Origin of the sequence: Flavobacterium lipolyticum, assembly GCF_020905335.1 — a bacterium.
Lineage (GTDB): Bacteria > Bacteroidota > Bacteroidia > Flavobacteriales > Flavobacteriaceae > Flavobacterium > Flavobacterium lipolyticum.
Genome location: NZ_JAJJMN010000003.1, coordinates 272,699 through 298,646, shown reverse-complemented (window position 1 = coordinate 298,646; position 25,948 = coordinate 272,699). Strand labels below are relative to the sequence as shown.

Here is a 25,948-nt window from a genome sequence, read left to right as displayed (position 1 = left end):
GCGGTAAGAATCGGCTGCGATATAGGCTTCTGCTTTTTCTTGCTTGTCAGCTTCTTCTCTAAAGTCCTGATAATCGATCGTAAATCCTAAATCTTCCCTTTCAAGTATCCATTGCCTGATCTCTCCTGATTCCTCTTCCCTGAAAACGGTTCGTAAGATCTCATGGCGATCAATTGTAGCCTCAATAGCCTGCCTGATGTTTTCAATTTCAATGATTCCTTTCAGGTAAGTGCTTCCCGGTATGTTATACGCGGACGAACCTCCTTCAAACTGACTTAAGGCCCATAACCTTCTTTGTCCATCAGAGATCGGATAACCTGCCTGATCAATTGACTTTTCTATTGGAACAAACTCCTCTCTTTTTGAAGAAACTATCAGTTCTGCCTGCAAAGCTACACTGGTATGGGCGAACAACTCTTTTAAAGTCAGTTTTACCGCTAACTCCTTTTGATACTCATTGCTCAGACGAACTGCTTTTAAGCTATGGCCTCCCAATGCAAAAAAGTCATCATTGATCCCAATATTTTCTCTTTTCAGTACTTCTTCCCAAATCTTTACCAGTCTCGCTTCCAGCTCATTTCGTGGCGCTACATATTCAACACCACTCGATAGTCCCGCACCTTCAGGATTCGGTAATGCTTTTTTGTCTATTTTACCATTGGCCGTTAATGGGATGGCTTCGAGTTGAACAAAATGCGTCGGAAGCATATACTCCGGCAACGACTGTTTTAAATAAGCTTTTAAATCACTAGTATTTTGCTCAATATTAGAAACAATATACGCTACAAGTTCTTTCTCTGCTGACTCGTTCTCTCTGACTAAAACAACTGCCTGGCTTACAGCTTCATGTTTTACTAAAGCATGTTCTATCTCTCCAAGCTCTATCCTGTGTCCTCTTATTTTAACCTGATCGTCTTTTCGGCCTATGAACTCAATGTTACCATCGGGTAGCCAACGACCCAAATCGCCTGTTTTGTACAGACGTTCTCCTGCTTTAAAAGGATTTGTTATGAACTTCTCCTGGCTTAATCTTTCCTGATTTAAATAACCTCGCGCTAAACCATTACCGCCTATACAAATCTCTCCGACTACTCCTATAGCTTGTAATTCTTCTTTTTCGTTTAAAATATAAATCTGCGTGTTTGCAATAGGACATCCTATTAAAATAGATTCCTTTTCAAATCCTATTTCCTTTATCGTACATCCAACCGTCGATTCGGTCGGACCGTATTCGTTATAAATACTAATTGAAGGATTTAAGGATCTTAGTATCTGGACATGACTGTCTTCAAGTTTCTCACCTCCAACTATTGCTAATTGAACTTTGCTACTGTTTAACTCAAATTGCCCAAGCAAACTGATATGGGCAGGAGTTAATTTTATACAACTTATTTCGCTCTCAAAGTATTCTTTTATTATACTTGAAACATCTGACGTATTGCTGAAAATGGTTAGTACTCCTCCACTTATCAAAGGCAAGTAGATACTTGTCACTGTTAAATCAAAGGACATAGACGTAAAAAGCCCAAAATTTAAAGGCAATGAAGCATTTGAATATTCTGATTGACCCCACGTTAGATAATTTGCCAGCGATGCGTGTTCTACCATCACTCCTTTGGGATTACCCGTAGAACCTGAGGTGTAGATCACATAGGCAAGATGATCCAATGCATCTCGTTTCGATACTGTTTCTGAACTATAATTCTCTGAATCAAACTCTACATCAATGGCAAAAACTTCTCCTTCATAATAATCAATATCAAAGATGAAGCCTGCCTCGGTTATCAGCAATGCTATAGCACTGTCTTTTACAATATATTCCTTTCTGGAAGATGGGTACTCCGGATCGATAGGAACATAAGCTCCTCCAGATTTTAATACCCCCAGTATCGCCACAATCATCCACTCACTTCGCTCCAATTGTATCCCTATCAAATCATCCGGCTGAATGTTGTAATTATCCATTAGGTAATGCGCCAACTGATTGGATCGCTCATTAAGCTCCCTGTAGGTCAGTTTTGTATTCTCAAAGACTATGGCGATGTTATCCGGTGTCTTTGCAACCTGTTCTTCAAACAAGTCTACAATCGTCTTGTCCTTCGGATATGCTACTGCTGTATCATTAAAGGTGAACAACTGTTTATCTTTCTCTTCTTCCGATACATAATCCAATGCTGTTAAAGACTGATCCGCGTTTTGTACAAACGCCTTGATTACCGTATCAATATGGTTTACCAGCTGTCTCAGCGATGCTGTATCATAACGATTGCTATTGTATCTGATATTTAACTCTAACGAAAAAGCGGATGGAACAACTATAATATTAAAATCATAGTTACTTTGGTCCATGACTTCCATTGCTTCTATCGAAAGTGCTTCTTCTTTCTGGCTATTGAATACCCCTTCGTTTTCCAGTTCCTTTACTGCATAGTTCTCAAATATTATAATATGATTGATCAGATCCATGCCCGGTTCACTCTGTGACTGAACCTCCGACAGGTTCATATAATGATGTGATGTACCTTGTATCGATTGCTCTTGCAGCATTTTTAACAGGTCAGCAGCCGTAGTATCAACATCATACTGTACTCTGACCGGAATGGTATTACTAAACAGTCCGATCATATCTTCAACACCCGCTAAATCGGCCGGACGACCTGATACCACAGCCCCAAACACCACATCACTCGTGTTGTTGTAACGTGACAATAGATAGCCCCATACACCTTGTATAAAAGTGTTGTGAGTAATACCTAAAGCGGTGCAAAGCGTGTCTACTTGCTTAAACATAGCTCCCCCTATTTCAAGACGTTCATTGGATCTGATATAAGTAGTCCCAACAGCTCTTGTCTTAAAAGGAATCTCTACCGGTGCTGCATAACCTTTAAGATTACCCTCCCAGTAACCAAGTGAATGTTCTCTGTCTATGGTTTTCAACCAATTGATATAATTGGAATAAGGTATTACCGGTGACAAATCAGCTGTACTGCCTTTTATTGCGGCACTCAACAGTTCATTAAAGTCATTGATAAGCACACTTACACACCAACCGTCCATCAGGATATGATGATGGCTCCAGATAAACTCATACTCCCCTTGCGACAGATCAACAACCTGCAGACGCATCTGAGAACCACTGCCCAAATCAAAACCTCTTTCCCTGTCCTGTTGCTTGATCAGCTCTAGCTGTACCTCGTCATCAAGCTTCTGATAAGTAAAATTACTCGGGACCTCTTTCCTTACAATTTGCAAAGATCTCCCTGCATATTCACTACGGAAACTACTGCGTAAAACAGCATGTCTGGCTGTTAAATCATCATAAGCTCCTTTTAACTTTTCTATATCCAATACTTTGGCCCGTACCTTGCATGAAACTTGCTCAAAAAAAAGTGAGCTGGAATCTTCTGCCAGCCAGTGGTAGTAGATACCTTCCTGAAGAGGGGATAACTCATAGACATCCTCAAGTGTATTATCTGCGTTAAGCTCTAAGAGCTCTGCCCCGCTCAATCCTTGGAAAGTTAAATCCGATGGGGTCAGATACTGCTCTTTGCTTTTAGCCAATTCCTCTATTAAAAACTTCAGGTGTTTCTTGTAAGATCCCGCCAGGTTTTTAATCGTTGCCGCATCATACCTCAAACCTGAATAACGGATCGATATACCCAGTTCCCCCTTTACCAGCATCCCCGATACATCAAGGATTGTTTCCTTTTTATTCTCTTTAGAAGTATCTGATCCCATATGCTCTGAGGCATATTCAAACAAGGAATCTTCCTCATTGGATACATTTACACCAAAATCACCCAAATAATTAAAGGTAATCTCCGGTACAAGTGTACTCTCAAGTCTTTCCTGGCTTAAGTGGGTCAGAATACCATAACCAATTCCTTTATTAGGCAAACGGCGTAAAGCTTCTTTTACTGCCACTAAATGTGCTACTTCATTACCAGAACCCGATACATCCAGTACAAACGGATAAACCGTTGTAAACCAGCCAACCGTTCTGCTGATATCTACTCCATCGATGATCTCCTCTCTTCCATGACCCTCCATCTGTAAGACACTTCTAGCTGCTGACAAAACTTCTTTCAGCGCTAAACCAAGACCTGTCAGTAACACATCGTTTATCTCTGTGTTATAAACTCCGTGAACACGGGTTTGCAAAAGCCCAGTGGTATGCTGATCCAGAGCGAAAGATTCCGAAGAATCAATTACAGCTGCACGACCTTCTTCTACCACTTTATCCTGCGCCAAGCCTGCAATCTGATGATCACAAACCTGCTGCCAGTAAACACGCTCCTTTTCAAGTTTGCTGCCTGATGCATATTCCTTTTGAAGCAAAGCCCATCGCTGGAAAGAATCGGTCTTTGCCGGTAAGGCTGTTTTTGCACCTTTCTTATAACCGGAATACAGGCTCGATAAATCTTCTAAAAGTATACGCCAGGAAACGCCATCCACCACCAGGTGATGAACAATCAGACCCAAACGGTCTCCGTCTTTTAGCCTGAAATGTGCTACCCTCAACAATGGACCTTCAGACAAGTTGATACTTGATTGCAGGGCTTCGCCTAGTTGTGCCATCTCAGCCTGAGCATTTTCTGATTCTCTTAAGTCATAGAAGTGAATCATGCAGCGATTGGAGCTCACAGCTCCATTAAACTGCTCCCATACTCCCTGATTCTGTTTATAAACCATACGAAGGGCATCGTGATGCCTCGTCAAATCCTCTATGCTCTTCTCCAGTATACTACTATCCAACTCCTCCTTACTATACAGTAAAACAGATTGATTGAAGTACTCATGTGCTTTTATCTCCTCTGATTTGAAAAACCATTCCTGGATTGGAGTCAGCACAACAGCACCGCTCACTTCACTTTGATTGCTATCCTGAGTGGTCAACTCCATTAACCCTGCCAGCTCTCCCAGTACCGGTGTGCTTAACAGATGCTCTACTTTAAGTCTGTACCCCTGTTGTTTTAATCTGGCGGCTACCCGAATAGATTTAATAGAATCTCCACCAAGATTGTAAAAACTATCCTTGATACCGATCCCTTCTTTTTTCAATACAGCTGACCATACCGAAACTAAAACCTTTTCCTGTTCTGTTACCGGCGCTACATATTCAACACCACTCGATAGTCCCATAGCCTCGGGATTCGGTAATGCTTTTTTGTCTATTTTACCATTGGCCGTTAATGGGATGGCCTCAAGTTGAACAAAATGCGTTGGGAGCATATACTCCGGCAGCGACTGTTTTAAATAAGCTCGTAAATCACTTGCGTTCTGCTCGACATTAGAAACAATATACGCTACAAGTTCTTTCTCTGCTGACTCGTTCTCTCTGGCTAAAACTACTACCTGACTTACAGCTTCATGTTTTACTAAAGCATACTCTATCTCTCCAAGTTCTATCCTGTGTCCTCTTATTTTTACCTGATCGTCTTTTCGACCTATGAACTCGATGTTGCCATCGGGTAGCCAACGACCCAAATCGCCTGTTTTGTACAGACGCTCTCCTGCTCTAAAAGGATTTATGATAAACTTCTCTCTAGTTAACCCTTCCTGATTTAAATAACCTCGGGCTAAACCATTACCGCCTATACAAATCTCTCCGACTACTCCTATAGCTTGTAATTCTTCTTTTTCGTTTAAAATATAAATCTGCGTGTTTGCAATAGGACATCCTATTAAAATAGATTCCTTTTCAAATCCTATTTCCTTTATCGTACATCCAACCGTCGATTCGGTCGGACCGTATTCGTTATAGATACTAATTGAAGGATTTAAGGATCTTAGTATCTGGACATGACTGTCTTCAAGTTTCTCACCACCAACTATTGCTAATTGAACTTTGCTACTGTTTAACTCAAATTGCCCAAGCAAACTGATATGTGCAGGGGTTAATTTTATACAACTTATTTCGCTCTCAAAGTATTCTTTTATTATACTTGAAACATCTGACGTATTGCTGAAAATGGTTAGTACTCCTCCACTTATCAAAGGCAAGTAGATACTTGTCACTGTTAAATCAAAGGACATAGACGTAAAAAGCCCAAAATTTAAAGGCAATGAAGCATTTGAATATTCTGATTGACCCCACGTTAGATAATTTGCCAGCGATGCATGTTCTACCATCACTCCTTTGGGATTACCCGTAGAACCTGAGGTGTAGATCACATAAGCAAGATGATTTTCTTTAGTGGTAGTCATCATTAATGCCTTAGAATAACTCTTTCGGCTTTCTTTGAATTTGCTTAATTCTTGCTCATCCAGGCAAACCTTATAGTGGGTATCCTCTTTAATATAGTCTATTCTTTCCTGAGGGTATTCCGAATCGATAGGAACATAAGCTCCTCCTGCCTTTAATATACCCAATATCGAAACGATCATCCACTCACTTCTCTCCAATTGTATGACTATCAAATCATCCGACTGAATGTTGTAATGAATTCTTAGATAATGAGCCAGCTGATTAGATCGCTCACTAAGCTCTTTGTAGGTAAACTCTATATCCTCAAATACCACAGCTATATTGTCCGGGGTCTTTGCAACTTGTTCTTCAAACAAATCGACAATCGTTTTATCTTTTGGATAGGAAACCACTGTATCATTAAATGTAAACAGCAGCTTATGTTTCTCTTCTACTAATACATAATCTATTTTCGAAATTTTCTCCTCAGCACAAGATAATATCGAATTTAAAAGATGTTTGAAATGTTCCATTAAGCGCTCTATCATCTCACGCTCATAAACATCCACATTGTAAATTAAATTGAAATAAATATAATCTCCAACCTCTCCAAAATGCAGCTCTATATCATTCTTAACCTTCAAAAGTCCATTATCCGACACCTGGTTTATAAGCGTATCATCCAATATCCTCAAGTCTTCATTTTCCGTAATATTATGATAGGTAATCGAGATATCAAAGATTGGACTTCTGCCCGTATCTCGCTGAAGTCCTAACCCTTCTACCAATTGATCAAAGGGGTACATTTGATGGTTATAGCTCTTTAAAGTATGCTCTTTTACAGACTGGTAAAAATGATCAAAGCTTTCCTGAGGATTAATCTCATTTTTTAAAGCCAACGTGTTTACATAAAAACCGATCTGGTCTTCTAGATCAGCATGATCTCTACCTGCTACGAGAGTTCCTATGATGATATCCTGCTGAGCGGTATAACGGTACATTAACACATTCCATGAGGCCAGTAAGCCCATGAAAAGACTGCCGCCATTCTCCTGCACATATCCCTTTAGCTTAGCTGTTGTTGCTTTGTCCAGATAAGTGGCTAAACCATGACCGTTAAAGCTTTTAACTTGAGGTCGTTGTTTAACTCCCGGCAAATCCAGTAATGGCAATTCTCCTGAGAGATTGTCCAGCCAATATTCTCTATGTGCCTTAAATGACTCCTGTTCCAATTGAGCCAGCTGCCAGGCTGAATAATCCTTGTACTGGATTCTTAATTCCTTTAAATCAGGCTCTTTTCCTGCCCTGTAGGCTTCATAGTATTTGAATATATCTTTGGTTAATACTTCCATTGACCAGCCATCACTAATAATATGGTGTATGTTGAAGTAGAACCAATATTCCCCTTCCTCTACCTGAAGTAAGGCCGCTCTGAGTAAAGGCCCCTTCGCCAGATCAAATACGCGGTAAGAATCGGCTTCGATATAGGCTGCTGCTTTTTCTTGCTTATCAGCTTCTTTTCTAAAATCCTGATAGTCGATTGAAAAGTTTAAATCTCCCTTTTCCAGCACCCATTGCCTGATCTCTCCCGACTCGTCTTCCCTGAAAACGGTTCGTAAGATCTCATGACGATCAATTGTAGTCTCAATAGCCCGCTTGAAGTTTTCAATTTCAATGCCTTCTTTAAGATAAAGACTTCCAGGCATATTATAAGCTGTCGAGCCTCCTTCAAACTGACTCAAAACCCATACTCTTCTTTGAGCATTAGATATGGGATAACTTGCTTGAAGAATTGACTTTTCTATTGGAACAAACTCCTCTCTTTTTGAAGAGGCTATCAGTTCTGCCTGCGAAGCTATACTGGTATGAACAAATACCTCTCTTAAAGTAAGCTTTACCCCTAACTCCTTTTGATACTCATTGCTCAGACGAACTGCTTTTAAGCTATGGCCTCCCAATGCAAAAAAGTCATCATTGATCCCAATGTTTTCTCTTTTCAGTACTTCTTCCCAAATTTTTACCAGTTTCTCTTCCAGCTCATTTCGTGGCGCTACATAGGCAACACCACTCGATAGTCCCGCACCATCAGGATTCGGTAATGCTTTTCTGTCTATTTTACCATTGGCCGTTAATGGGATGGCTTCAAGTTGAACAAAGTACGCCGGAAGCATATATTCCGGCAACGACTGTTTTAAATAAACTCTTAAATCACTTGTGTTTTGCTCGACATTAGAAACGATATACGCTACAAGTTCTTTCTCTGCTGACTCGTTCTCTCTGGCTACAACAACCGCCTGAGTTACAGCTTCATGTTTTACTAAAGCATGCTCTATCTCTCCAAGTTCTATCCTGTGTCCTCTTATTTTTACCTGATCGTCTTTTCTCCCTATGAACTCAATGTTGCCATCGGGTAGCCAACGACCCAAATCGCCTGTTTTGTACAGACGCTCTCCTGCTCTAAAAGGATTTGTTATAAACTTCTCCTGGCTTAGCGCTTCCTTATTTAAATAACCTCGTGCTACCTGATCTCCTCCAATCAGAATCTCGCCTAAAACCCCAACCGGCTGAAGCGAATTCTTTTCATTTACAATGTAAATCTGTGTATTATCAACAGGCTTGCCTATCAAAACTTCATGACCCACAGTTGGGTGTTGGCTTAAGTTTATTGCAGTGACATCTATCGAAGCCTCCGTTGGTCCATAATAATTATGCAAGCTCGAAAAAGGAGCCTTTGCTTTAAAGGATGATTCTATTCTTTTTGATAAAGCTTCTCCACTGCATATTACATGCTGCAAACATTCCAGTTTATCCCACTTTATAGTGTCCAACGCCGCACTCAACATCGAAGGAACAAAGTGAATAATACTTATTTTTTGTGATTCTAATAGCTCCTCTAAGTAGACCGGGTCTTTATGCCCTTCCGGTTTTGCAAAAACAAGCTTACTGCCACAAACCAATGGGAGGAATAACTCCCAAACCGAAACGTCAAACGTTACAGGTGTTTTCTGTAAAAACACATCTGCCTCTTTCACTTCTAGGTCACGTTTCATCCAAAGCATTCTGTTTACCAGACCGCTATGTTCGAGCATTACTCCTTTTGGATTCCCTGTCGAACCTGAGGTGTAGATCACATAAATCAGGTTCTCCGGTTGCGACCTGCGAGTCTCTGCGTCTTTAGCATAACGCTCCTGGTTTTCTTTGAACCTGCTTAACTCTTGCTCATCCAGGCAAACCTTACACTGAGTATCTTCTTTAATATAGTCTATTCTTTCCTGTGGGTATTGCGGATCAATAGGAACATAAGCTCCTCCCGATTTTAAAACACCCAATATCGACACAATCATCCACTCGCTTCGCTCCAATTGTATCCCTATCAGATCATCGGGCTGAATGTTGTAATTTTCTATTAGGTAATGCGCCAACTGATTGGATCGCTCATTAAGCTCCTTGTAAGTCAGTTCTGTATCCTCAAAGACTATGGCGATGTTATCCGGTGTCTTTGCAACCTGTTCTTCAATTAAATCTACAATCGTCTTATCCTTCGGATAGGCTACTGTTGTATCATTAAAAGTGAAAAGCAGTTTGTGTTTTTCATTCTCACCTAAAACATGAATACTGTCTATATCATCACTACCAAAAATATAAAACTGATCAATAATTTTCAATAAGCTCTCGCCTAATACTCGTACTTCAGTATTGGTAAAATAATCTTCACGAAAGATAATTTCTAAAAACAAATCTTCCTCCCCTTTTTCCGCAAAGTCACAAATACTAAATTCTATTGGAGTTTTAGAATATGTAGCATCATTTTTAAAACCTTTTAAATCAAGTTCTGATTCATCGGTATTCAGTTTAAAATACCGATAATTTACACTGATATCAAACGGTTTAGATAAATTACTACTTTCAGAGAGAAGCATAGTATTAAAATGACTCACCGGAAATTGTTTATGACGATAGTCCTGACGTTGGTTTGTCTTAATATCAGCAAACAATTCTTTAAGACTGCAGTTTTCCAATTTTAAGCGACAAGGGATGAGTTTTGAAAATAGCCCCAAAGTTATTCGCTCCCCATGACTGGTTCTATTGTGAATGGGTATACTAAAATCAAAAAACTCTTGGCTGTACACTTTATTATAATACACCGCCAAAACAGCGATTAAAAAATCTTGCAAACCAATTTCCTGATTTGCACAAAATGTTCTTAATTTCTGCTGCTCTTCTGTACTGAAAAAGAATTGAACTGAATCAGTTTTAAATGAAGTAGTCTTTACTCTCTTTTGAAGAATAGATTCCTGAGACTGCGTAAATTTCCGTCTCCAATATTCTTTATCAGACTCATAACTCTTCGAATCCAAATAGTCCGTAGACTTTTCAACTTGTTCAAGATAGGATGGGTAACAGAACTCTTTTTTTTCTCCTGTTCTTAAAGCATGATACTTATCAAAGATATAGGACAAAAATACGTATGGTACTCCATATCCATCTGAAAATAAATGATGACAACCTATAGAGAACCAATACTTATCATGGCTGATTTTTATTAATACAAAATCGTATAAACTTCCGGCATAAATATCGAACGGTGTATTGATCCTTTCCTGAAGCCATTTTTTAACTAATTCTTCCGACCAAACTTCGCTTGAAAAATCTACTTCCGTAATTTGGATACTTAAATCCTCTTCCTGTAAATTAACAAATGGGGCATGATTCGAAAAATTCTTATATTTAAAAACATCAAATACATTTTTGGAACTTCTAACTGCTTCCTTAAACAATGCTATGTTTAAGTCGCCTTTGATTACAATATAGGTTCCTATATTATAATGAGGACTCTCAGAATCCAGCAATTGATCAAAATAAATTTCTTGTTGGTTTATTTTTAATTTATGCATTGTGGTATTGTTTTTTTTTAGATTTATGCATTAACCAAATAAACAAAAAAAAAACACAATTAACAAAAATTAACTTAAAAAAAGAACTGCGAAATTTGTCCGCCACCATTAGGAAATCATGTTGCGGATTCAGCCAAAAACTTAAGAAGTTTGCCTCTCAAATCAACGCACATAAGGATCAAGTAATCGGTGTTTAGCGAAGAGATGAGTTAGAACCGCCCTGAACTTTTCTTACCAACTGATATCCAAATTGTTCTGAATTTTTTAAAATAATAGATGCGCAAAAAACAGAACACCATACAGCCGGCCAACCGACTTTTCTACTCCTATTAAAACATAAAATTACGACTCTTACTTACTAGTTATATCGTACAAGTTTTTTCCATTTTTCCGGTGCGTAAGTACAAAACCGAATTCTAAAAAAGTGAAATTTATGGAACATCTAACACTTTTCTCTCCAATATATGATTAGTCGAAACTTCATTTCAAAAAAAAAACAACTATATATTGTCTCATAATTTTTAATTGTCTCGTCCTAAATTTATCGTACAGCAATTAAGATTAATTTTATTTCACTTACTTATTGCTTAAAGGCTTTTTATTACATAAAGGCATCATCAAAACTGGTGGGCACGCTTAAAATTACTTCAACTGTCAAATCTTTAAAGTAAAATCTATTACAAAAATCCGAACTGTTATCTTCCAGCCAACTATTGTCCGGATATCTCTTTGATAATGAAAGCTGCAGAAATCCTAAAAAATCATACCCAAATCCATCGATAAATTCTATTGGGTACAATACTTTTCGCCACTTAGATTCATCAAAAAGATATAAAGTTTGCAATAACGGCAGTGATACATAGGGTTTTTCATCGAAATATATGATATAATAATCTTTATTATATCTGCCTTCAAGTGAATATCCAAGGTCTGTACGGAATTCCTCCATATAATCGGCATTTTCGCAAAATTTCAAATATTTTACATTTTTTGTATGATCGCCCAATCTAATAAAATTTCCCTTCCCGAAATAAACAAAAGCCTCTCCTGTTACTAGATTTTTTAGTTTAGTTTTTTGAAGTCGGACTTGTACCTGTCTCACAGATTCTTCATATTCAGTATCGGACATCTGCTCAATTTGATCCATAATCTCTTCTACGTGGCTTTTCCTCTTTTTATTTTGATAATAATATAAAAAAACAAGTGCAATGACAACAAATACTAAAATCAAAACTGTCTCTATCTCTTTTATACTAAATCCCATTAGCATGCCCCTTGGTTATTAACGTACATTATTATGCAAAATTTCAAACTACTTTTCCTATAAAGGTATTAAATGCCGTTCAATAATAATCGAAATGAAAGAATTTGTAATGAACACTATCCTAAAAAAATAATGAATTAATGCTCTTCAAACTTACCAGACTAATTTTCCTGCCGCTTTTTTCCAATCAAGCCATGATACTATCAATTGTTTTTTAAGCTGATTCTGAAATAACTCCAGATTTTGCAATTTGATCTCTTTATCATTTAGTTCATTAAAGGATATTTGATCAAATTTATATCGGTCCTGGTAAATCATTACAATCTCAGAAGTTAGTTTACTGTTTTCACTCACTGTTTTTAGTTGTTCCAGGACATTAGCGTAAACAGTAACGGCATTTAAAGCATTGTATTTACTTTTATTAATATCCTCAGTAATTCTGTCCTTATTTTGGTTTTGCTGAAATTTTAACTGATCAATTCTTTTTGCCGTATTTTCTCCAAAAGAAAAAGGCAACTTTAGTGAGACACCAACATAACTATTTCCATACCAACTATTTTGCTGAAAAGGATTTAGGTTTTCTGTAAATTGATCGGCTCCTAAGTAACCATTAATAGTAATCAAGGGGCTATATTTAGTTCTTTCCAGCTTTTTCTTATTCTCTAATACTTCATTTTGCGTTTTCAAAATTTCAATTTGAGGCAATGCTTCAATTAGATTATCATCCAGATTACCAATACCTTCCTCTAGGCTGTATTTTTCTAATTTCACAGCAGAAGCAATCAAAGATTCACTTCCGATAACGTATAAGAAATACTGTTTCAAAACCAATACATTATTCACCGCATTGCGGTATTTTTGAACCGCATTATTGTGCGTCACTTTAGCATCGTTTACGTCTGTTTTTAAAACTCTTTTGTACTTGTATTTTTGATTAATAGTTTCCAGACTCAGTGCTGTACGTGCAGTATCGCCAACCGCTTCTTTTTCTTGCTCTTCTGCAACTACTATATTTAAATATACTTTTGAGACCTCATAAGTAAGTTCCAACTTTGCCTCTTTTTCATTTAAAGCAGCTAGTTTCTCCTGTAGTTTCGATTCGGCTATTAATTTTGAAATGGCCATATCCACCAAAGGTTGCTGTAATAAAACACCTGCGCTTTGAGAATAATTAGCTCCTAATTTTACCGGAACCATACCCTCTGAGGCTTGATGGGAATTAAATGCTTCAGCCGGCAAAACACTTGTAGCAATAATCGGATTGTACTGATAATTATAATTCAACGCTACTCTGGGCAAATATTTTGCATTTAATTCTTTTGTTCTTAATTGGTTGATTTTATACTCTTTTTCCAGTGAAGCTACTATTTTTCTATTCTTTTGTGCTGCTTCAATGGCTTTATCTAAGGTCCAGACCGTACTTTGTGCATTCATTTTAAAAAATCCTGACAACAGAAGACAGCTTATAAGACAGATATACCATACATTATTTTTCATTCTAACAACTTTTTAACCTCTAAATACAGAGGCAGGTTCTACATTTTTTATTCTTCTAATGGCAAACACAGCTCCGAAAAGCGAAATAGAGAAGGTAACGGTCAGAATTATGAAAAGTATTCCGGGACTAAAATCTATTACTATTCCCGATTGATACATTCCGTTCTTAAACCCCAATAAGAAAATAAAAGCAATCATAAATCCAACAATAGCAAACAAAGCAGCTTGCGTAAGTATTAATTTCCTAATATAGGAATCCGTTGCACCAATTGCTTTTAGAGTTCCATAATCCTTAATTCTGTCAAGTGCTGATGAATACATCGTTAATCCAATAATAAAAAAACCGGCAATAATGGCAAATCCTACTAAAGATCCTGTACTGGCACCTAAACCTGTAGAAGCCAAAACACTATTTATGGTTGCTGAACTCAAAGATGATGTCCGCCATGCTCTTACTCCATAAATAGAATTATTGATCTGATCGACAACCTGATCTACATCTTTCCCTTTTTTTACTTTTACCAATAAAGCACTCATAGCAGTAGAGGGAATATTACTGTAAAATCTTGCTCTGTCAATCGTAGTGTACATTAAATAACCACCCCAACCTCTTATCCCTTTTGTTTGTAAAGTAATTACTGCTCTTTTCCCATTGATTTCAAAACTGGTTCCAACATTTGATGAACCTCCAAAATTACTTCGGTCAAAATAATCTGCAGACACAGCTGCCTCCTGTACTAAATCTGAAAGTTCTCCTTGTACAACCTTTGCACTATCCGGACCTGCTTTAAAATAAGGAAATTCACTCCCAATAATATTTACAACAGCACTGGTTCCGTTAGGAAATTTTGCCTTTCCATTTGTTACAACCATTGGAAATGCCTCTTTCACTCCAGCCAAACTCTTGATTTCCTTTTCTTTTCTGGTATCTATCAAACTAAGCTGATTGGCATCTGTCGTTTTATTATCAACAACCCAAATATCAGCTGTTGTGTTTTTTACCAGCACACTCATTAGTCCTGTCAAAAAATTAAATGTCCCAATTTGTTGTCCAATGAGAAAAGTACTTATTACTATTCCAACCACTACTCCAATGCTTTTTGTTTTATCGAAACGAATAAACTTCCACGCTGTTTTAATACCAAATTTCATACTTAGTTATTATTTGTTTTCCTTTATAGATGGGATTCATTCCTCTATATTGGCATTTCCATTCTCTATGAACTTATTCCCTATCAGGCTTGTTTTTGATGCTTACTTATTTCGATACTTGAATAACACATTCAATCCGGGAATTAATTAAATATTTCGTTGGGTTGTTCAACAGGATTTTTATTTCCCGTACTCTTCTGTCTTCCTGATCTTCTGCTTTTTCAGAAAAAATAGATTTGCGTTTAAGTGCCAAAGACGCGAAAATAACCCTACCAGATCCAATAGTTGTATTGGAACCTATTTGACGAATAATGGCTTTCTGACCTTTTTTAACTTTGTCTGCAAACAGCTCATCAATTTCACAGGTAGCAACCAAATTACTTTTCGGAATAAAATCTGCAAAAGACTGATTGGGTGACAATGCCGCTCCTTTCGTTGCGTACATTGTCATAATTTGTCCATCGCCCGGTGCTTTTATCAAATATTGTTGCATCTCCCTGTTTGACACTTCCAGCTCTTGTTTAATTTCCTGAAGTCTGGAGTTTTCAACCAAAACCTTGCTTTTCAATTGTTCCAGATTTGTTTGAAAAATTTTAGTTTCTGTTTCAAGATTATCCACATTCTGTTTTGTTTCCGCGCCTTTTTCTTGTAAGTTTCTCAGTCGTTCTAATTCAATTTGTTTGTTTGCAACATTTATTTTCTGCTCTTTTAAATTCAATTGTGCTATGCTAACCTCAACTCTTTGTGTTTGAATTCGACTTTTTATCCGGGCGATTTTAGCATCCTGAACGGAATGATCCAATTCGATAATTAAATCATTTTTCCCAATTGTATCATTTTCCTTTTTATGGATAGCCAGAACAACACCACCCACTTCTGTTGCCAATAAAGACAATTTCTCCTCCGGTTCAACGCGTCCGATTCCTACAATATCCGATGAAAGAGCTTCTTTAGTAAAACCGGTCTGTCCCTGTTTTACTTCTTCTTTTTTATCACAGCTAAAAAAAAGAAGAGCCGTTATAGAAATTAAAATATATTTCATTCTTTATAATTTGATTAATTGATTCTTTATAAATGTGGTATTCTCATTTTCAGTCGCAATTCCACTATCTACATAAATAATTCTGTCTGCAAACTTCTTAAGCCGCATATCATGTGTAACCACAATTACACTTTTTCCATTTTGAGCAAGTTCTTTTAGTTCCTCCATTACTAAACCAACACTTTTTACATCTAATGCAGCCGTTGGTTCATCACAAAGCACAATTGGCGGATTGGTTACCAATGCCCGTGCAATCGAAACTCTTTGTTGCTGGCCCCCACTTAGCATTTTGGGTAAATTTTTCATTCTGTCTTTCATCCCCACTAATTCAAGAGCTTTTTCTGCTTTTTTCTTTGCCACGGGTTCACTTACCTTCATAAGCTGCAACGGCATCATTACATTTTCTAAAGAATTAAGTGGTGCTAAAAGATTAAAACTTTGAAATACGAAACCTATTTTATTCAATCTCAAAGCCGATAATTCCTTAGCCGAAAGCGCATTTACGTGTTGACCATCAATAAAAACATCTCCTTTTGTTGGATAAATAACACAGCCTAACAGCGATAATAGTGTAGTTTTCCCTGAACCCGAAGGACCAATTATTAAGGTGAGCTCCCGGGTTCTAAACTGAATAGTTGTTGCTTCCAGAGCCGTAATCAATGTATCACCGGTTTGATACTCCTTGCAAGCCCCCTTTAACTCTGCAATAACTTTTTTTTCAGAATTTATCTCTTCCATAATTTTATGTCATGATTTAAGTTTGCCTGGTAATGCCAGTCATTTGATAAAAGACAGACTCTTTTAAACTAAAATTTCAAAAATCCTTAGTAAAGATTTATTTTAATAGTAGCGTCATTATTTAAGATATAAACAGAACAATCCTGAAATGTTGGTGCCCCGCCATCCGGTATAAAATTCGTACTGTTCCCTACAGGCTCTTTAGGCATCCCCAGCCAGTTACTGTTTAGTTTTCCATTATTATCCAAATCCTGATAAACCGTAATTGCGTAAGTCCCTCTTGGCAAATCAATTTGAAACTTCATCGTTTCCTGATTCACTTTTTGAACTTTGGTAAAGCAGGCTCGCTTGAGAAAATTTTCTTTTTTATCATATACATTTAGTACAACAGCTCCTTTACCTTTTTGAACATTGTGTACATCAACATTCGTTTTTACCTGCTGTGCATTAGTAAAATAAGATACTCCCAATAGAAGAATGCTTAAAATAGATTTTTTCATTTTGTCTTTAATTTTATAATTTTTAATATGATTCTGTTTGTGTACCTACTTCCCAAAACGATAACTGAGCATCATTTTTACATAAGGCGTTTCTTTTGCTTTGTAATTGCTAATGGTGTCATTATTAGAATTAAAAAGTGTGTATTTGTTGGCAAATCCTAAACCTCCCTGGAGTTGTAACCAAAAGCCATCAAAAAGACGTTGATTAATTTGCAAACCGCCATGGATGGCCGAAAACTGAGCATAATCGATCTCTTCTCCCTGATCATTCTTGTAGTTTTGTAAATTGTGAAGTGTCCAGTCAATCGAGCCGGCCAGACCAACTTGGGTACTACTGCCGAGATTTCTAAAAACATTTACCCTTGGCCAGTATATTTGAGCAAGCCACTTACCATTATTGCTCTTATAATCCAGAGATACGGCAGGTGTTATTAAAAACTTGCCAAAAGCATACATAACATGAGGGCCAATTCCGATTTCCAGATTGGACTTTTCTCCAAACTTTCTCGAAACTCCAAAAATGCCATCGAAAACCATATCATTCATCGAAAACGAATTTTTAAAGTCAGAAGCAATTGTAGGTATCAAGACTCCAAAAGCGGCCCATCTTTTTCCTATAGGATGCCGCACAACAATGGTGGGTTTAATTTCGTTTATCTTCGTGATGTAATTCGGACTAATTTCAATATCCCGGTCAAATGTGAAGTCTAAAACACGGTAGTTGACCGTTCCAAGAATACGTGTTTTTCCAATTTTAAAAGGTGGTATTGGCAACCAAAAATCGTAAGTATTGTATTTGAATTTATTCCCATAGTACAGATCTACAGTTGACAAATTCTTAAAGTTAGTTCTCCCGTGTACAGTAATGCTCATCCCGGCACCATCTGTAATTAATTGAGCATAAAACTTATTTGGAAAACAAAAAAACAAGGTTACTAAAACGAATGACAGTACTTTTTTCAAAATAACATTTATTAAATTTAAACACACAAGCTGTATCAGCCCTCTAAGATTTTCTTAGGGCAAAGTTGCAGTTAAAACAATAATTGTTACTAGGATTTAGTTTGCCGTTACTCGGACAAATCTTGCTTTAATGAATTTCGGTACTGAGAAGGAGTCGTACCTGTTATTTTTTTGAAAAGGCGTCCAAAATAAGAAGGATCTTCGTAATTCAAGGCAAAAGCAATTTCTGAAATATCTTTAGTCAAATCTTGCAAAAGTATCTGGCTTTGTAGAATACTAACATTGTTTATCCACTCTTTCGGAGCTATTCCGGTGGTTTGCTTGATGCATCTATTGAGATAATTTACAGAAATTTTTAATTTATCGGCATAAAAGGTTACTGACTTATTCTCTGTATGGTGTTTATAGACCAGCTCTTTAAAAGAAAAAGTGATCTCATTGTTGCGATGTATTGTTTTATTCCGTTCTTTATTTGAAAAAAGAATTTTCTGGAAAGCCGCCTGCATGAGCGAATAACAAATTTCAATATTGGAATTTTCATTGCGAAATTCCTGGCTTAATAAACCAAACAAAGAATTAAGCCATATACTGGTCTCTTTAGGCAATTTAAGAACCGAATTGGCGGCAAAAATCTGTATTAGCTCCTGTTTCGATAAAATATGATTCAGGACACGCTCCTCAAACAAAATAAAATGTCCCGTTATCATCTGATCAATTTCTTTCATTGCGGTAATATGTCCCTGTTTTACAAACAAAACATCATTTTCATTTATGGATATCACTTCCTTGTCGACTTGCTGTTTGGCATAACCTCTGGTAACATGAACCATAAAATTATAATCAGGTCTAAAAAGCGGGGTCGGAATCTGGATATACTCGGTTGTAGTATTTAAATCATATATCTGTAAGGGAGATTTTAAGAAATCAAAGTCGAGAGAAGCATCAGACATAAATTGCTTTGGAAATTCTTCTGATGAAATAATTTTAATACTCTTACTCATACTTAAAACTTAGAGATTGAGCTACAAACATAAGAAATGGTTCGATTACATCTGTAGAATATAACCAATTAAAATTATCCTATTCACAAATACTAGATAAGACTGGAGTTGCCTTCAATTTTGTTACACTCTACAAAGTCTACCTCACAGGCGCTGCGCATTCTATGATAAAAAACAAATAAAATCATTAAAAATTAAAATCAAAATCTAATGTCGTATTGATTTCCTGCTCTAATTTGTTGTCTATTTCTACCATCTTAATTAAAGGATTAACAACAATATCATTTAGCATTTTACCAAATTCTGATACAATCATTTGTATGGTATCTTCCTCAAACAAATCAGAATTGTAATCGATAGTTCCTTTTAACTGATGTTTACTTTCAAACAAGTTAAACACGATAGGAATTCTACTGAATTTGCTTTCGATTGCATAAGATGTTAATTTCAACTCATCTAATTCAATGCTGTTTTCAAAATTAAATTCGGGGTTTTGATAGACTAACATCAGATCAAAAATATCCGACGCTATTTTGTCAAATGGCAGATCCTGATAATTGTTTATTTCCAATAGGTTATGATTAACCTTCTCCCATACATCTGTAAAAGTTTGTTCTGCTTTTATTTGAGTTCTTAACACCAGAGTTTTCACAAACATTCCGATTTGATTGTTTAACTCATAGCTATTTCTTCCTGAATTTACGGTACCAATACATATATCCGAATGCCTGGATAGTTTATAAATTAAAACATTGAGTGAAGCCACTAAAAGGGTATAGAAAGTCATTTGCTTTTCGGCAGCAAATTGTTTTAAAAGAAGCGTAACTTCTTCTGTAAGCTCAAATGATAATTTACGTCCATTTTGTTTATTATTCTGAATACTAAAATCCCTGTCAAATGAATTTTTAGGTGTATAGTTTTGAAGATAATTTTTCCAAAACAACTCATTTTTAGATTGATTTTCTTTTATTGTTTTATTAAACCACTCCGAATAATCTTTAAATTGAAGTTGTAGACTGTTCTCTTGTGTTCGATTTTGAGTACTTTGATTATAGTTTTGGATAAATTCTTTGATAAAAATTTCCAGTGACAAACCATCCATCATAATGTGATGTGTCGAAAAAAGGAGTAAATGTTGATTCGTTTCTAAGGGTAGCAATTGAGCTCTTATCAACATGTCTTTTTCTAAATCAAATTCAGTATTACATAATCGATCGATCACTTCTTCGATGGAATCATTTTTTAATTGATGTACAACAATTTCAAACCTGTTTTTTTCCGGAGCATTGATTTTTTGATACGGAATTCCATCAATTTCGATAAAGTTGGTTCTTAGAATTTCATACTTTTCAATGATTTGATTGATGGACCGGTTCACTTTAGCTGTATCTATAATTCCCTCAATAGTATAGCCGGCAGACATATTATAAGCAATCGAATTCTTTGTTTGTTGAGAAGCCAGCCAAATGGTATATTGAGCAGGAGTCAAATGATATAAATCTTTGATTTCAGCTAAAGGTATGGCATTCGATTGGGTTGGCTTTAATTCTTGTAAATAAACAGCCAGTGCTTTTATGGTAGGAAAATCAAAAATCGTTTTTAAAGTAATCTCTACATAAAGGTTTCGGGAAATTAATCCAATCAATTTTACCGCATTCAAAGAATGACCTCCAAGTGCAAAAAAGTTATCCGTTACACTTATGGCTTCTTTTGTATTTAATACTGTTGCCCAATAGTGTGATAGTTTTATTTCTAAATCGGAAACAGGTTCTTTAAAATGATCTTCGTTTGTATTATACTGAATCTCTCTTTGTGACAACGATTTTCTATCTACTTTTTGATTGGGCGTAAGCGGAAATTCTTCCAGTGGAATAATTGCATTCGGAATCATATAATACGGAAGTGTCTTTTTCAATTGATTCGTAATTTCAATTGTATCGATGAACTCTTGATTTTTCAAAACATAAGCTATTAAAAAAGCTTCTTGTTGTGCTCCTTTTTTAGCAATGACAACAGTATCTTTAATTGCAGCTATTTGATTTAATTGCGACTCGATATCGCCCAATTCTATTCGATAACCTCTAATTTTTACCTGATTGTCATTTCGCCCTAAAAATTCTATTTCTCCATTGTAATTCCATTTTCCAACATCTCCCGTTTCGTAGCACAAAGTATTCGTATCAAAAGGATTTTGGATGAATTTTTCTTTGGTTAATTCCTTGTTTTTATAATATCCCAGTGCCAATCCATCGCCAGCAATATAAAGGGCTCCCGGAATTCCTATCGGTTTTGGATCTAAAAATGCATCCAAAATATAGAATTGCGTATTGTTGATGGGTTTACCAATAGTGGAGGCTTGCGAGGGGCGCTCTATTTTTTTTACACTAGACCAAATAGTCGTTTCGGTTGGTCCGTACATATTCCATACTGCGGAACTATGGCTGATTAGTTTTTGGGCTAATGATTCGCTTAACAAATCGCCGCCACATAATACTTTTAATTGTTTATTGCCCTGCCAGTTAGCATTGAATAACATTTGATAAAAACTTGGTGTGGCCTGAAGGATAGTGGGTTTGAGTTCTTCTAATTTTTTAATGATTAAATTAGGATCGGATAACAAATTCTGGTCAGCAATAAATAAAGTCGCTCCTGAAATTAAGGGTGCGAAAAATTCTAATATAGAAATATCAAAAGAATACGTTGTTACCGAAAATAAAATGTCATTTTCATTTATTCCGGGTAGCTGCTGCATACTGGTTAAGAAATTAAGCAATGACCGATGCCCAATTTCAACTCCTTTTGGATTCCCTGTTGATCCTGATGTGTATATAATGTAGGCTGCATCTTGTGGGGATACGTTTTGAAAGGCTGTTGCTTGCAGTTCCCCAATTTCATCAAGAATATGTTCTAATGCTATGGTCTTTACCTGTTCTATCCCCTCAATTTCATCATTATTTTCGTTAATAATGATGCTGGTTTGACTATGGGCCACAATATAGTTTAAACGGTCTTTTGGAAAAGCAGGATCTAATGGAATATAAGATCTGCCCGTTTTTAAAATACCTAACAAAACAGCAATCATATTAGCAGAACGCCCTAACAAAACAGCAATTGGCGCTTTATCTTCCGGACAAAATTTTGAAATAATGTACGCTGCTATCTGGCTGGATAGTTTATCCAGTTCGCTATAAGAATATGATTTTGTCTCCCCTTTTACCGCAATTTTTTCAGGTACTCTTTTAACTTGTTCCTGAAATAAATCCAGTATCGTTTTATCTTTTGGATACCCAACTTTTGTACGGTTAAAATCAAATATTACTTGTTGCTTTTCTTCTTTGGTTAAATAGGTTAACTCTTTTAGCTTTTTATCTGAATTATTTAAAACAGCATGAACCAACTTTTCAAAATGATTGACCACTTGTGTGATGCTTACCTCATCAAAATAATTCAAATTATAGTCAAAATCAATTTTCACCTCTTCTGATTCGTCAAATTCTCTTATGTATAAAGCCAGAGCTACTCTTTCTGATTGATGACTTAATGGAATTACTTTGGTTTGTGTGTTTTTAAAATGAGCGGAGTAATTTTGTTTTTCGTAAGAAAGTGTGATGTTAAACAATCGCTCTTTTTGGTTGTACAACTGCAATTCCTGAATTAACTTTCCTAAGGGCAGCCGCTGGTGACGATAATCTTGTTTTAACTGATTTTTGATATCAATTATTAAATCCTGAAAAGTCGCTTCAAAATCCAATGACATTCTCAGAGGAGAAATTCCCATAAAAAGCCCGACCGTTTTTTTATAGGCAGCTTTACTTCTGTTTAAAACGGGTAAGCCAATAGCAAAATCGTTGTTTTCGTGTTTTCTGCCAAAATAGGTATATAAAATTCCTAAAATTAAAGCAAAAGTAGAACATTTAGAGCTTGTGGCTAGTTCATTTAATTGGTTGTAAACCTCTCTTGTAATAACCAGTTCTTTACGGCTGCTTTTGTTTATTTGTACACGGTCATCCAACTTATCGAATAAATTCTCTGGTAATGGTTTGAATTTTTGAGACCAGTATTCTAAATCTTGCTTCAATGATTCTGAATTTTGATATTCGAAATCATCTTCTTCAAAGTCTTTGTAACTAAACGGATAATCGGAAATAATTGCGCCAGATTCAGAAATCTCATTGTAGTTCTGAACCAATCTTTGAAACATTAATGAAGTTCCCCAGCCATCAGTTATAATATGATGATACACCGAGAATAAATAGTAAAAATCGTCCTGAACTTTCACTAAAGTAAAAATATGCAAAAGGCTTCCTTTTACTAAATCAAAAGGTTTCATAAATTCCTTTTGCATATAGAGATTTGCTTCCTCAGTTGGATTTTCAAAGTCTGAAAAATCAATAAGCCCCAACTCCGATTGATGGTCTGCTAGTATTTGAATACCAACATTTTCTTCCTTTTTTACAATAACACTTCTATAGGCATCGTGCTGATCAATCAATGCAACATAGGCTCTTTTGAATATTTCTATGTTTACTTGACCTTTAATTTCGATTTTAGCCCCAATATTGTAGACAGGCTCATTAGGAAATAATAATTGTTCGAAGTAAATATCTTGTTGGGGCAATGTCAGTTTCATGAATATTCTTTTTATAGTAGTTCCATAACATTATCAGTTACTTTTTCATCCATAATTGCTTGGCCGGAGTCCAGTTTTTAGGATTCTGTCGGCCTATTTAAAAAGGGTATCAGTATGAATAACTGCGATAATCGTTTTGCTTCTTCTTTCGGTTTTGGCAATACGTTTTCCTAAAAATTACAACGTTTGTCCGATACGCTTATCTTGCGATAATTCATAGAAATATTTGGCTATCCCGATATCAAAAATCGCCATCCCCATAGGACAGAACATTATGGTGTCGTTTGCTTTTATAGTTTTTCTTAATTTTCCGGATAAGACATCCGTGATTATAAGGACATCTTCTTCAAGCAGTCCTTTTGTCTGGTGCATCATTTCAATATCGGTGTTTTCGCGGCACACTTCGTCCCAATTATCAACAATCACGCAGTCAATAAAATCGTAAACATCGGCTTCATAATCTCTTAATGAAACATTGAGTTGCAATGAACCCTTTGGAGGTGGAAGATTGATGTATCGTTTTGACGAAGCCGTACAGGTAATAAAAATTTTTGAGTTTAAATAGGCTTGTTCCCAATCGTTTACGACTACGATTTTATGTTTCCATTTTTCAGGCAGCGACTCCGCGTCAATTGGATTGATATCGTAGACATAAACTTTGTCAATGATATCTTCATGCAAAGTAAAAATCATCTCGAGATGCATCCTCCCGATTGGTCCTAAACCAATAATACCAAAATTTATTTTCTCCTTAATTTCTACTGCTTCCCTGTAGCTTTTTATGATCGCACCAGTAACTGCCGATGTACGTATGGCCGAGACCATAGGCGTATTTATCACCGATATGGGCACACCGGTATCGGCATTATTCAGGATAATAACTGAATTGGCCCTCGGCAGATTATTTTTTATATTGTCAGGAAAGCTGGCGATCCATTTTATGCCCGAAATATTATAGTCGCCCCCTACATAAGCCGGCATAGCGATTATTCTGTTTTTTAAATCTTTATATCTAAGGTATGGTTTTATAGGCTGTGCGTAATCCTTTTTTTCTAACAGGAGAACAGTATCTTCAATAACCTGAATAATTTCATTCCAGTCATTCCCTATTTCCAATATGTTTTGTTCATTAATGTATTTCATAAGAAGTTTGTTGAAAGCATTTATAATCTATTAATTCCAGGTAATCATCGCCGGAATCGGGTATAATGACCAGGCAATTCTGTTTGTTTTCAGAATTTTCAATATTTTGTAAGGCAGCATAAAAAGCCGCTCCTCCGGAAGCACCAGCCAGGATGCCGTACTCATGGAAAAGCTTTTGGCAGCCGGTTATGATTTCCTCTTCACTTAAAATAACATGATCGTGTATGTCTGCCAGGGCAATAAAATCAGATGTTTTGCTGGCACCAATGCCCGGTAGTTTGCGTTCTTTGGTTATGGTAGAAAAAATCAGCGAGCCTTCAATATCTACCGCTATAATCTTTATTCCTGGAAAATACTTCTTGATATGCTGTGATAATCCGGTGACTGTAGCTCCTGAACTCACAGAGATAAAAATATAATCTATTTGATCAATCTGATCTTTTATCTCCTCCATCATGGCATTATAAGCCAGGTAACAATTCTTGTTTTTATATTGGTTGGGCTGGAAAGAATTTTTATTTTCTTCAAGATAGTTTTTGATAAATTTTATTCTGTTGAGTAAATAATTACCGGTCTCGTCTTTTTGTGTGATCTGAACAATGTGACTGCATAGTAGTTCCAGCTTTTTCTTTTTGTATAAAGAGATGCACGGATCTATAACCGGTATAAACTTCAGGTCCAGTTTTCTGCAGATCAAAGCGAGCGCTATCCCAAAATTTCCCGAAGTAGATTCGATTACAACTGTGTCTTCATTGATTGAACCATCAAGAATTGCTTCTTCTATTACTTTAAATGCGGATCGCATTTTTATACTACCACCAAGTTGATAGTATTCTACTTTTATAAAAATATTCTTCTCCGCGCATATATTATACAAAGGAGTATTTCCAATAAGTTTTTTTAGTTTGTACAGTTTGTCTAATAATGTATTCATCG

At 36.3% G+C, this 25,948-nt stretch carries 12 protein-coding genes; all 12 read right to left on the bottom strand.

Annotation, left to right across the window (positions count from 1 at the left end; translation table 11 throughout):
- On the bottom strand, positions 1-11,082 hold an 11,082-nt coding region (locus tag LNQ34_RS23250; RefSeq protein WP_230001508.1), incomplete at its 3' end, for a non-ribosomal peptide synthetase.
- Positions 11,083-11,683: 601 nt separating this feature from the next.
- Positions 11,684-12,346, bottom strand: a complete 663-nt coding sequence (locus LNQ34_RS23245) for a hypothetical protein (protein ID WP_230001506.1) — start codon at positions 12,344-12,346, stop codon at positions 11,684-11,686.
- A 153-nt stretch (positions 12,347-12,499) separates the two neighbouring features.
- Positions 12,500-13,843, bottom strand: coding sequence for a TolC family protein (locus LNQ34_RS23240; protein WP_230001505.1), 1,344 nt, complete (start codon positions 13,841-13,843; stop codon positions 12,500-12,502).
- 12 nt (positions 13,844-13,855) lie between these two features.
- The gene (locus LNQ34_RS23235) at positions 13,856-14,995 is read right to left on the bottom strand and encodes an ABC transporter permease (RefSeq protein ID WP_230001504.1); all 1,140 of its coding nucleotides are present in this window, start codon (positions 14,993-14,995) and stop codon (positions 13,856-13,858) included.
- Between the two features lie 106 nt (positions 14,996-15,101).
- Complete coding sequence (locus tag LNQ34_RS23230; RefSeq protein WP_230001503.1) at positions 15,102-16,037, bottom strand: HlyD family secretion protein; 936 nt, start codon at positions 16,035-16,037, stop codon at positions 15,102-15,104.
- Positions 16,038-16,040: 3 nt separating this feature from the next.
- Positions 16,041-16,775: an ABC transporter ATP-binding protein gene (locus tag LNQ34_RS23225; RefSeq protein WP_202702304.1), complete on the bottom strand. Its 735-nt coding sequence runs from the start codon at positions 16,773-16,775 to the stop codon at positions 16,041-16,043.
- Positions 16,776-16,861: 86 nt separating this feature from the next.
- Complete coding sequence (locus LNQ34_RS23220; protein WP_202702303.1) at positions 16,862-17,275, bottom strand: DUF2141 domain-containing protein; 414 nt, start codon at positions 17,273-17,275, stop codon at positions 16,862-16,864.
- Between the two features lie 45 nt (positions 17,276-17,320).
- Positions 17,321-18,238, bottom strand: coding sequence for a DUF6268 family outer membrane beta-barrel protein (locus LNQ34_RS23215; RefSeq protein ID WP_230001502.1), 918 nt, complete (start codon positions 18,236-18,238; stop codon positions 17,321-17,323).
- A gap of 107 nt (positions 18,239-18,345) precedes the next feature.
- Positions 18,346-19,239, bottom strand: a complete 894-nt coding sequence (locus LNQ34_RS23210) for a helix-turn-helix domain-containing protein (protein ID WP_202702301.1) — start codon at positions 19,237-19,239, stop codon at positions 18,346-18,348.
- Between the two features lie 187 nt (positions 19,240-19,426).
- On the bottom strand, positions 19,427-23,869 hold the full coding sequence (locus LNQ34_RS23205; protein ID WP_230001501.1) for a non-ribosomal peptide synthetase: 4,443 nt from the start codon (positions 23,867-23,869) through the stop codon (positions 19,427-19,429).
- Between the two features lie 177 nt (positions 23,870-24,046).
- Entirely contained in the window at positions 24,047-25,012 is a 966-nt protein-coding gene (locus LNQ34_RS23200; protein ID WP_202702299.1) for a 2,3-diaminopropionate biosynthesis protein SbnB, read from the bottom strand.
- A complete protein-coding gene (locus tag LNQ34_RS23195) occupies positions 24,999-25,946 on the bottom strand; it encodes a cysteine synthase family protein (RefSeq protein WP_230001500.1) in 948 nt (315 codons plus the stop codon). Before LNQ34_RS23195 ends, LNQ34_RS23200 begins: the two co-directional genes overlap by 14 nt.
- Positions 25,947-25,948: the final 2 nt, after the last annotated feature.